This is a genomic window from Rhizorhabdus sp. (assembly GCF_018006725.1).
Taxonomy (GTDB): domain Bacteria; phylum Pseudomonadota; class Alphaproteobacteria; order Sphingomonadales; family Sphingomonadaceae; genus Rhizorhabdus.
Genome location: NZ_JAGMXV010000170.1, coordinates 1 through 10346, shown reverse-complemented (window position 1 = coordinate 10346; position 10346 = coordinate 1). Strand labels below are relative to the sequence as shown.

At 64.1% G+C, this 10346-nt stretch carries 9 protein-coding genes and 1 pseudogene; 1 reads left to right on the top strand and 9 read right to left on the bottom strand.

Annotation, left to right across the window (positions count from 1 at the left end):
• The 5 genes and pseudogenes from KAY22_RS19490 to KAY22_RS19470 form a co-directional block, all read right to left on the bottom strand.
• Positions 1-280: pseudogene (locus tag KAY22_RS19490) on the bottom strand (hypothetical protein); the annotation flags it as partial.
• A 104-nt stretch (positions 281-384) separates the two neighbouring features.
• Entirely contained in the window at positions 385-1755 is a 1371-nt protein-coding gene (locus KAY22_RS19485) for a deoxyribodipyrimidine photo-lyase (protein WP_296624938.1), read from the bottom strand.
• The gene (locus KAY22_RS19480; protein WP_296624937.1) at positions 1752-2225 is read right to left on the bottom strand and encodes a hypothetical protein; all 474 of its coding nucleotides are present in this window, start codon (positions 2223-2225) and stop codon (positions 1752-1754) included. The genes KAY22_RS19485 and KAY22_RS19480 overlap by 4 nt, the downstream gene beginning before the upstream one ends.
• Positions 2226-2246: 21 nt before the next feature.
• Positions 2247-2867, bottom strand: coding sequence for a GTP cyclohydrolase I FolE (gene folE / locus KAY22_RS19475; RefSeq protein ID WP_296624936.1), 621 nt, complete (start codon positions 2865-2867; stop codon positions 2247-2249).
• 63 nt (positions 2868-2930) lie between these two features.
• Positions 2931-3506, bottom strand: coding sequence for a cytochrome b (locus KAY22_RS19470; protein ID WP_296624935.1), 576 nt, complete (start codon positions 3504-3506; stop codon positions 2931-2933).
• A gap of 111 nt (positions 3507-3617) precedes the next feature.
• Between KAY22_RS19470 and KAY22_RS19465 the strand changes: the two genes are divergently transcribed.
• Positions 3618-5069: a glycosyltransferase gene (locus KAY22_RS19465; RefSeq protein WP_296624934.1), complete on the top strand. Its 1452-nt coding sequence runs from the start codon at positions 3618-3620 to the stop codon at positions 5067-5069.
• Positions 5070-5081: 12 nt separating this feature from the next.
• Here the strand turns inward: KAY22_RS19465 and KAY22_RS19460 are convergent, their stop codons facing one another.
• From KAY22_RS19460 to KAY22_RS19445, 4 genes are all read right to left on the bottom strand, one after another.
• Entirely contained in the window at positions 5082-5951 is an 870-nt protein-coding gene (locus KAY22_RS19460; protein WP_296624933.1) for a phosphodiesterase, read from the bottom strand.
• A 126-nt stretch (positions 5952-6077) separates the two neighbouring features.
• Positions 6078-7901: a cytochrome c3 family protein gene (locus KAY22_RS19455; RefSeq protein ID WP_296624932.1), complete on the bottom strand. Its 1824-nt coding sequence runs from the start codon at positions 7899-7901 to the stop codon at positions 6078-6080.
• A gap of 10 nt (positions 7902-7911) precedes the next feature.
• On the bottom strand, positions 7912-8790 hold the full coding sequence (locus tag KAY22_RS19450; RefSeq protein ID WP_296624931.1) for a hypothetical protein: 879 nt from the start codon (positions 8788-8790) through the stop codon (positions 7912-7914).
• Positions 8790-10346, bottom strand: a 1557-nt coding sequence (locus KAY22_RS19445) for a cyclic nucleotide-binding domain-containing protein (protein WP_296624930.1), incomplete at its 5' end; no start/stop codon positions are given. The genes KAY22_RS19445 and KAY22_RS19450, both read right to left, overlap by 1 nt.

The window sequence follows — 10346 nt, the reverse complement described above, 5'->3', positions numbered from 1 at the left end:
AGCGGGTGGCGAGTTCCTTGTTGGCGTTGTAGTTCTGGGTGGCGAACTCGGCGAGCTTGTCCAGCTCGGCCTGGTCCTCCTTGCGGACCTCGGTGAGGGCGACGCAGCTGGTGGTCTTCTTGTTGAACTGATGCCTGGTCATCAAGAGGAGCATGTCGATCGTGTCGAGCAGCCGCTGAAAACCGGGCGATAACAGCCGGGCAATCCAGCTGGCTCCGGTAGCGAAACGGCGGTCGGCGAGAAGAAGGTGCTGGCCACGCAGCGGCGGTTGGGCATTCATTCGAAACTGTCCGTCCTATCCCCAAATCGGCGCGGTCCCATTCCGCTTATATGCAGGCTTACGGTCCCGCGAGAGGCTTTGTTGCAGGCAAACAAGAAATATCGTCAGCGCATCTCCGCTGCGGCAAGCGCCCGCGCCCTGCCCTCCTTGTGCCCGATGATAGGGCGCGGGTAGCCGGGCGGCGACAGCCCCGCCTCGAACGGATCGTGGATTGCATCTCCCTTAATCATCGCCAGTTCGGGGACCCATTGCCTGATATAGGCGCCGGCATCGAATTTGGGCGACTGGACGAGCGGCGCCATGATCCGGCCAAAGGGATTGGAGTCGAAACCCGATCCCGCGACCCACTGCCAATTGACTGCGTTGCTGCCATAATCGGCATCGAGCAGCGTATCCCAGAACCAGCGTTCGCCCCTCCGCCAGTCGATCAGCAGATGTTTGATCAGGAAGGACGCCGCGATCATTCGCACGCGATTATGCATGAAGCCGGTCGCCCACAATTCACGCATGCCGGCATCGACGATCGGGTAGCCGGTCTTTCCCTTGGTCCAGGCGGCGAAGTCCTTGTCGGCGGCAGCGCCGGACCGCCATGGAAAATTCTCGAATCCCTCCCGCCCCGGGGTATCGCCATAATCGGGCTGGATATCGATGATGTTCGCGCAGAAATCGCGCCAGGCGATCTGCCTGAGCCAAGGTTCGGCCGCAGCGCGCGACTGGCCTGCCGCCTTGAACCACAAGGTTGCCGGCGAGATCTCCCCGAAATGCAGGTGCGGAGACAGGCGGGAGACGCCGTCGACCGATGGCATGTCGCGATCATGATCGTAGCGGTCGAGCGCAGGCAGGAATTGGTCGAGCGCCTTGCGTGCCCCCTTCTCGCCCGGCGTCCAGACCGAGAAGCCCCCCGCCCAGTCGGGGGCGGTCGGCAGCAGCTTCCATTGCCGCAGTGGCTCGCTCGATACCGATGCTGACGGGGCCTCGAGCGACACAGGGGCCGCAGGGGGCTTGGACGGCGGCATCTGTTCCTTCAGCGCCCGCCAGAAGGGCGTGAATATGCGGTAGCGCCCGCGCGTTCCCGTAAGCACCCCCTCGGGCGGCGCGAGCCGGGTACCGTCGTGGAGAGACAGATCGAACTCGGCGCCGACACGCGACTCGAGATCCTTCCACCAAGGCTCGTAATGGCGAAGACCATGGATCCGTCGCGCCCCCGTAGCCCCGGCGATATCGCGCAGTTGCTCAAGCGTATCGCCCGATCGCAGGATGAGCTTGCCGCCGCGCGCAGCGATGTCCTCCTGAAGCGCGGAAAGGCTATGGTGAAGCCACCAGCGTTGCGCACCGCCCATGCACCAATGCCCCGCGACCGCATCATCGAGGACATAGACGCCCAGCCACGGACCTTCGCGCGTCGCCTCGGCCACGGCTGCCTGGTCGGCGAGCCGCAGGTCCTGGCGGAACCAGACGAGCGACGGCGCCTTCAATTGGCGGGCTTGGCCGGCACGGCAGCGGCCGAATTCTGCGGCTTGGCAGGGTTGACGAGCGCCTGGACGAGCGCCGCACGATCGCCTTCCGGCAAGGCGCGCAACAAGGACAGAAGCCGGTCGTTCTGGCGGGTGCGCAGTTCGCTCTGCAGGGCCTCTTCCTTGCGAACGACCCCCTCGAGCTTATCGACATCGATCGACGCCGCCCCGACGACTTCCAGCTTCTGCTGCTTAAGCTGCGCCAGTTCTGCCTGAATCTGGCCGGTGCGCGGATCGGCTTCACCGAAGACGCGCGCGGCGATCGTACGGCCTTCCGCTGACAGGGTGATCTTCCGAGCGCCGGGAACGAGCGGCAGCGGCGCCGCTGCGGCCGGCTTGCCCGCTGCCTCCACCGCTTTGGCTTTGGCAGGAACCGCCGCCTGCGCAACGGCAGGCGACAGCAAGGTGAGCAGCATCAGGGCAGGCTTCATCACAACCTCATATGCAGACTGTCAGCCGAGCCCCATCAGGCTCAGCACTTCCTTACGGCTGCGGTCGTCATCGCGAAAGACGCCCATCATGCGGCTCGTCGTCATGCCGACACCGGGCGTCCGCACGCCCCGCGCGGTCATGCAGGCATGGCTCGCCTGGATGACCACTGCGACCCCGGCCGGTTCGAGATGGTGCCAGATGCAATCGGCCACCTCGGCCGTCAGCCGCTCCTGGATCTGCAGCCGACGTGCAAAGCCCTGGAGTACGCGCGCCAGCTTGGAAATGCCGACAACGCGGTTGCGCGGTAGATAAGCGATATGCGCGTGACCGATGATCGGCGCCATGTGATGTTCGCAATGCGACTGGAAGGGGATGTCCTTAAGCAGCACGATCTCGTCATAGCCGCCGACTTCCTCGAAGGTGCGGCTGAGGTGCAGCGAGGGATCCTCTTCATAGCCCTTGCAATATTCCCGCCATGCCCGTCCGACGCGCGCCGGGGTGTCGAGCAGACCTTCGCGATCGGGATCGTCCCCGGCCCAGCGGATCAGCGTGCGAATCGCGTCCTGTACATCTTGCGGCACTTCGAGCTTCTGCGGCAATGCGTTGCGATCTTCCGGCTCGCGGTCACGAATTATAGACATCCTTCATCCCATCTTATTCGTTTGCGGACCAATTACCCCATGGTCCGTACGAATGTAAGCATATTAGCGGGGCCACATCCGTCGAAATTCGGGATGACCGTCAACGAACTGATGCTTCAATGCGCCCGCAATGTGCAGGATCAACAGGATAATCAACGCATATCCGCCGATTTCGTGCATCTCTCCCAAAAGGCCATGCAGGCGCTCCTTCTGCTCGTCGGGCATGGACATGATGAAGGACAGCCGCGGCCATTCGAAAAGGCCGAACAACTTCATCGGGACTTCGGGGGCGGCCTTCCACGCGCTGTCGTGCATCCATCCCGTGAGCGGCATGAACAGCATCAATGCGTAGAGACCGAAATGGGCGACATGGGCCAGTCCCCGCTCCCAGGCAGCCATACCGGCGGAAAAGGGCGGCGGCTTGTGCCCCAAGCGCCACAGGATCCGGAGCAGAACGAGCCCGAGAACGGTGATACCGATCGACTTGTGCGTGTCGATGGCGAAGCGGATATTCTCCTCGGGCAGCTTCTCAGCAAGCAGGCCAAGCACAAGATTGCCGATCATCAGCACGGCGACGAGCCAGTGGGCGACGATCGCGGGCGTCGTGTAGCGGCCCGCAAGCCCCGGTTCATCCGCCATCGATCATGCTCCCAAGTTCGTATTGCACCGCAGAAAGGCGACGCCCATAGCGCTCGCAACCTGTCTGTCGGTGCATATCGACCCAATGTCGTTTCGGAAACAAGCCAGCGCATGAAAACCGCCGACACGCTCAGCCGCCGCTTTGCCGCTTTCTCGCCGCGGCTGAATCGTCGCCCGATCACGCCGATGACTATTGCGCTGCACGGCGGGGCCCTGTTGCTGCTGGCCCTTCTGACGAGCCAGGCGTGGCATCAGTCGGGCGTGCTGGCCTGGTCGGTCGGGCTTGCCTATCTCGGCTATGACACGCTCCTGCTGATCTTCGTCAGCTCGCGCATCGCGCCGCTGCGCCATATCGGCCGGGCGAAGAAGCCAGACGGGGCAGCCCCTTCCCTCGCCGTGCTCGTGGCCGCGCACAACGAGGCCGCCGTGATCGAGACGACCGTCCAGGCTCTGCTGGCACAGTCGTCCCCTCCCGACCAGATCTGGATCGTGGACGACGGCTCGACCGACGCCACCGTCGACCAGATGCGAAAAAGCTTCGGCTACGCCAATGTCGCCATTGGCGAGGACGCACAATCCCCTCTCGTGCCACAACTCCATTGGATACGCCTTTCCCATGGCGGCAAGGCTCGCGCCCTCAACGCCGCGCTCGAGCGGGTCGACTGCGACATCGTACTAACCGTCGACGCCGATACCCTGCTCGCAAGAGACGCGATCGAGGCGATGCGCAACGCCTTCCACCGCGAACCAGCCCTGGTCGCAGCGACGGGGCTGCTCCGCCCGATCTGCGATCGCAGCCTGTCCGGCCGCATGTTCGAATGGTTCCAGACCTATGAATATGTCCGCAATTTCATATCGCGCTTCGCCTGGATGCGAGTCGACGGGCTTCTCCTGATCTCGGGCGCCTTTGCGGGGTTCCGGCGGGACGCGGTCGTCGCCGTCGGCGGTTTCGATCCGGACTGTATGGTAGAGGATTATGAACTGATCCACCGGCTCCACCGCTGGTCGGTCGACCATCGGCTGGACTGGAAGATCCGCGTGCTCGGCGAAGCCCGCGCCAGCACCGACGCGCCGGGCACCGTCGGGGCCTTCCTCCGCCAGCGACGGCGCTGGTTCGGCGGCTTCCTTCAGACGCAATATTGGAACCGCGACATGGTCGGCAACGCCCGCTTCGGGCGGCTTGGGACGATGATGCTGCCGGTCAAAGCGCTGGATACGGTGCAGCCGCTCTACGGGCTCGTCGCCTTCGCTCTACTGGTCAAATTCGTCGCAGCGGGCCAACTCCCCGTGGTCGGGCCGATCCTCATCGCGATGCTCGCGAAGATCGCGATCGACCTTGGATTCCACCTCTGGTCGATCATGCTCTATCGGCGCTGGTCCGGAGGCATGCTTCCCGAAGGCTGGGGCCGGGTGCTGCTCGCATCCTTCGTCGAACCGTTCAGCTTTCAGCTGCTCCGCCATCTGGGCGCGGCCTGGGGCTGGCTCGCCTTCTTAGGGCGCAGTTCGACCTGGGGGCATGCGCAGCGCGGCGGAATCCTCTCCCGTACCGCGCCGGCAGAATGACCGTTTGCCGGGTCAGGCGGCAGCGGCGCCTGGCTCGGTCACTTCATGTTCTTCGGCAAGCGCCTGCACGAGCGGCTGCAGGCGGCGATCGAACCGCGCGAGCACGTCGGGGGCCCCGACCTGCGCGTGGTGGGTGACGAACCCCTCGCCGCTCCACAGATGCAGCGCGACACCGGGATGCTCGGCCACGATCATCGGGCGCTCGTCCGGACAGGCAGGATCGATCGGGGCCATTTCCAGCGCGACCTGCGGTGCCGTCGACGGCGCGACCGCAAGCATGCGCCCGTGCCACTGCGTCGTGATCGAACGATGGATATGCCCCGTGATCATCGTGACGTTCGGGCGGTCGCCGATCGCCTTGTCGAGCATCACCACCCAAGGCTCGGTCGGGTGCGCCGTCATCCAGGGGATGCCCGTCTCGATCGGCGGGTGGTGGAGGACGATCAGAACGGGCAGGCCGGGAACTTCGGCGAGCCGCGCCTTCAGCCAGGCCGCGCGGCGGTGGCAGAAGGCACCGCCATGATGGCCGGGGTCGAGCGTGTCGAGAACGATGATGCGAACGCCGGGTTCGTCGATCACATATTGAACGAAGCCATCCTGCATCGGCAGGTCGGGAAAGACCTCGCGCATCGCCGCGCGATCGTCATGATTGCCGGTGCACAGATGAACCGGAAAGGCGCAGCCCGAGATCAGGTCGCGCAGTCGCTCATAGCTTTCCCGGTCACCATTGTCGGTCAGGTCGCCGGTCAGAAACAGGCGATCGGGCGGCAGCGCAAGCCCCTTCACATAGTCGATTGCCGCCGCGACCCGCCGGAAATTGAGCTCGTCAGGGTTGTTCTTCTCAAAACCGATATGCAGGTCGGTCAATTGCGCGAACAGCATGCGATCACCCTCTACTCCGCCGAAAAACGCTCGGCCCAACTCCAACGCCGCTCAAGGTCACCACGACCAGCAGCCGACCGCTGTGATCTCCTACACAGCGGCAGATAAAAGAGGGTAAAGCTCGATTCAGACTCCCGTTCCCGCCCGCTTGAGCGCCTTTTCCTCGATATGATCGGCCGCTTTGCCGCGCTCGCGGCTCTTGCGTACCGCCGAAGGCGCAAACTCGGTTCGATGATAATCATGGCAGAGCGCGCAGGAGGACGGCACTTCCTTGTGAGCGTCCTGACTGCCGTGGCATTCTTGGCAGGTCGCCAGCTTGGGCAGGTTCACGTCGTTCGCCGACCGCGACAGATTGACGGCGTGGCAACTCGTGCAGCTTTCGGTTTCGTGCGCCGAGTGATCGAACCAGCCCTTTTTCAGATAACGGCTCGCCAGTTGCACCGGTGCAACGGCAAAGGGCGTGGTTCGATTGCCCGTCTCGCGGATGACGTGGCAATCGAAACAGGCTCCGCCCTTCGAGAAGACCGACCGGATCGCCTGATCGGCATTTCCCACGTGCAGGGCGCTGGTCGGCGCCACAGTGGCACGCTGTGTGGCCGCCATGATATCGCCGGGCCGGCGGCGTTCCATGCCACCGAGCATCGGCGCGCGTGGCGCACCCGCCCGGTAGAAAGCTCGGATGTCGGCGATGACCTGCGCGGGATCGCCGTGGCGCAATGTGCGGACCGTGTCGCCGACCTTGTCGAACGCCAGTGAGTGGCAGGCGCCGCACGCCGGCTCCATCTTCACCGTAGCGAAGCTCGCCCCCGTCGCGTCGCGGACGTGGCAGCTGGCGCAGTCGAGCGGCGCTCCATAGCCTTCGCCCTTGCCGAGCGTCTTGGCCATCTGGGCAACGCCGTTGGTCTTCGACAGGTGGATGTCGTGCGGGAATTTCAGCCCGTTATATTCCTTGGGATTCTGATCCAGCGACACCCGGCTGAACATCGGCACGCCGTTGAGTCCCACCGACCGGATGGTCGGCGCGAATTGCGGATGATGCTCGTCGAAAACGGCCGCATCCTTGAGCGCGGTCTTGATCCGGCTGCTCATGCCGTCATGGCAGGTCGTGCAGAAACGCTCGTCGGTCACCGGCATCGCGGTCTCGCCCTGATGCTCGGTATGGCATTCGACGCAGCGACCGGGCTTGATCCCGAAGAATCCCCCGACGAACTGCTTGGTGCCGGTCACGATACCGGGGGCGCCCTTCGCCGCGTTCAGCTTTGCCGGGTCGCCATGATCATGCACCTTGGTGTGACAAGCGATGCAGGCGCTGTCCTTGACAGACTCGCCGGGCTTGACGTGGCAGGCCTGGCAATTGTTCTCGAGCGGCTTGTGCGCGCGCGACAATTTACCCGACGTCCAGAATTCGTCGGCGTGGAAGGCGACCTTGCGGGTCGCATCGGTCGGCTGGGTGTTGATCGACGTCAGCGGCCAGATCAGGAAGATGGCGAGAACGAGCAACGCGCCAGCCCAGGCCATTGCGCGCTTGCCCGGCAACACGGCGGCCAGCGAGAAGACGCGCGCCTCCTCCTTGTCTTCCGAGGCATTGGAGATCGCGCCGACGCGCTCCACCGTGACGATGACCAGGCCCTGTTCGTCGCCCTCACCCGGCTCGATCGTCAGCGAATGGCTGCCGATGCGGACATTGGCGCCGGGCGACACCGAAAAGCGCTGATGTTCGGTCGACTTGCCGTCGACGACGAAGGGCATCCCGGCCGTCGCCGCGACTTCGACCATGCCGCCGGGGACGGCACGGATGACCGCGTGGTTCAGCACCACGGCAAGATCGGGCAGATGGATGTCGCTTGACGGGCTGCGGCCGATGCTCAGCTCGGCCTGGTCGAATCTCTTGGGGCGGACGATGTCCCGCCCATCGGCGGTGCGCGCTACCGTGCGAACGATGAAGCTCATCTGCGCGATCTCACCAGTAATAGAAGACGGAAACGATGTGGACGAGCAACGCCGCGATCAGGGCGAAGGTCACCGGCACATGGACGTAGAGCCAGATCTCGAGCAGCGCCTTGTAGCGAAGATGCTTGCGGATGCGCGACAGCGACGACTTCTTGCGTTCCAGCAGGACCTCGACATGATCAAGCGGATCGGCGCCCGCCTCCTGCCGGCTCTTATGCTCACGCACCGCAGCAAGGGCCGCGCGGGTGCCGCAACGGTTATAGCGCCCGGTCAGGCGGGAGATCAGTCCGCCGCCAAAGGGGTCGTCCTCCAGCGCCATGCGCACGATCGCTGCCCCCTCGGCATCGAGCGGCTGGGCCGCTTCGTTCAGCTGGCGGTCGATCATCCGCAGATTGTCGAGCATCTGGATCTGGGTCGTCTCGCCGCGATTGGCGGAGAGCGCCTGCGGCAGCATCGCATAGGCTGCGATTCCGAACACACCCGAAGCGATCACCAGCAGCATCAGGACATAAGCGAGTGTATGGACGTTCCACCCGAAATCGAAGCCGGTGTGGAGCGTGCCGATCACGATCAGCGCCAGCCCGAGATAGACATGCGCGGAAGTCCACGACTTGAGCGACCAGCGACCCGGGGTGATCGCCCGCTTGCGGACGCCCAGCATCGACAGCCACAGGATTAGGGCGACGCCGGCCGTGCCGGTAATATAGCCATAGATGCTGCCGCCATTAGGCTTCGGCTGAACATCGTTGATCGCATAGACGAACAGACACAGCAGGCTGACGACCACCGCAATTTTCAGCCATTTATAGCGCTGAAACCGCAGGAAGCCCTCATGATCCGATGCGCGCTCGCGACCCGAGGTGGCCTGACGAAGAGGCTTGCTCGCCATCAGGCGTCATCCCTTTGCAAACGGGCAACCGTCAGGAACTCCTCCGGCGCGACGCGGATCGCGGCGCCGGTCGGACAGGCGCGCACGCAACTCGGCCCGCCCTCGATTCCCGAACACATGTCGCACTTGACGGCCCGCTTCGCCTTCTCGACGCCCGGCGTCGCATTGGCATAGGCCCATTCGTGGCTCGGCTCGCCGGGCCCCGGCCCCTGCCCGAACAGGAACCATTTCCACAGGCTGGGTTTCTTCGGCGGCTCCTTCTCCATCCGGATCACGCCATAGGGGCAGTTGCGCTGACAATTGCCGCAGCCGATGCAGGTATCGTCGATATAGACTTCGCCGTCCTGGCCGCGATGGATCGCGGTCGGCGGGCAGTCGGCCATGCAATGCGGATGCTCGCGGTGACGGCAGCTGGTCGGCACATGGAGATGGGCGAAGGTGCGCCCGGCCTCGCGGTCGAGCCGCGAAATGCCTTCATGGCTGTCGGCGCAGGCCTTCTCGCAATTGTCGCAGCCGACGCAGAGATTCTCGTCGATCAACAGCACGTCCGTCGCCTCGCCCACGCCATTGTCGACGAGGAAATTGGCGATCGAACTGTACATGTCGACGACGGTCGCGAAGCTGTCCTTCTTCGCCTCGATAAAGGAGGCGAGGTCCTCGCGCTCCCCGATCGCTGTCTTGGCGCGCGCGAAGAATTGAGGCTTGGCTTCGAGCAGACGATGGAAGGCTGGGCCGTTGAGCTTGATGACCTCGGATTTGACAGCCGCGCGGACCGTCTGCTTGCGGATGCCGTTGTCGAAGAGTTCAAGCTCGCCGACATAATTGCCGGCAGGAACATAGGACAGGAACACCGGTTTGCCGCCGATCGACTTCTCCACCACGACCGAGCCGGAGCGGATGACGTAGACGTCGGTCCCCTCCTCGCCCTCGCGGAAGATGGTCTCGCCGGCGCGCACGCCCTTGATCTCGGCGGTCTCCAGCAATTCGGCCAGATCGGCCGACTGCAGGCCCGACTGCCACATCTGCAGCAGCTGGCGCTCGGTCGAAATGCGGGTGACCGCGCGCTTAACGCCGGGCACCGAGGCCATGAGCTTGAGGATCGCGTTGCGCGGAATTTCGACCACGATGGTCTCCGCGATTGAACGGATGGTCGAACCACGGCGACGTCCGGACACCAGGCCGACTTCACCGAAGATCGAGCCTTCTGGAATGACGATGCCGGTCGAGCGGCCATCAGGCAGCGGAATGTCCACCGAGCCTTGGGCGATACAGAAGAGCGACGATCCCGGCGCGTTCTTCTCGAAGATGATCTCGTTCTTGCCGTAGAAGCGCACGTCCGAGTCGAGCATGAACTCGCGCATCTGCAGCGGCGACAGATCGTTGAGGATCTGCACCTGGGTGCGGATGAACTCCAGCCACTCGTCGACCGACTTGCGGACCGGCAGATTGACGAACTTGCCCTCCAGGATCGGCTCGTCGGCCGGCTTCAGCGACGTGTTGCCGTTGATGAACTCGACGACGTCATACCCCTGGTTCATGCAGTGCTTGATCAGCGG

Excerpts from the sequence above, each read along its gene's own strand:
- KAY22_RS19460 (WP_296624933.1), bottom strand. The coding sequence starts at position 5,951 with ATGCTGTTCGCGCAATTGACCGACCTGCATATCGGTTTTGAGAAGAAC.
- KAY22_RS19465 (WP_296624934.1), top strand. The coding sequence starts at position 3,618 with ATGAAAACCGCCGACACGCTCAGCCGCCGCTTTGCCGCTTTCTCGCCG.
- KAY22_RS19480 (WP_296624937.1), bottom strand. The coding sequence starts at position 2,225 with ATGAAGCCTGCCCTGATGCTGCTCACCTTGCTGTCGCCTGCCGTTGCG.
- KAY22_RS19470 (WP_296624935.1), bottom strand. The coding sequence starts at position 3,506 with ATGGCGGATGAACCGGGGCTTGCGGGCCGCTACACGACGCCCGCGATC.
- folE (WP_296624936.1), bottom strand. The coding sequence starts at position 2,867 with ATGTCTATAATTCGTGACCGCGAGCCGGAAGATCGCAACGCATTGCCG.
- KAY22_RS19450 (WP_296624931.1), bottom strand. The coding sequence starts at position 8,790 with ATGGCGAGCAAGCCTCTTCGTCAGGCCACCTCGGGTCGCGAGCGCGCA.
- KAY22_RS19455 (WP_296624932.1), bottom strand. The coding sequence starts at position 7,901 with ATGAGCTTCATCGTTCGCACGGTAGCGCGCACCGCCGATGGGCGGGAC.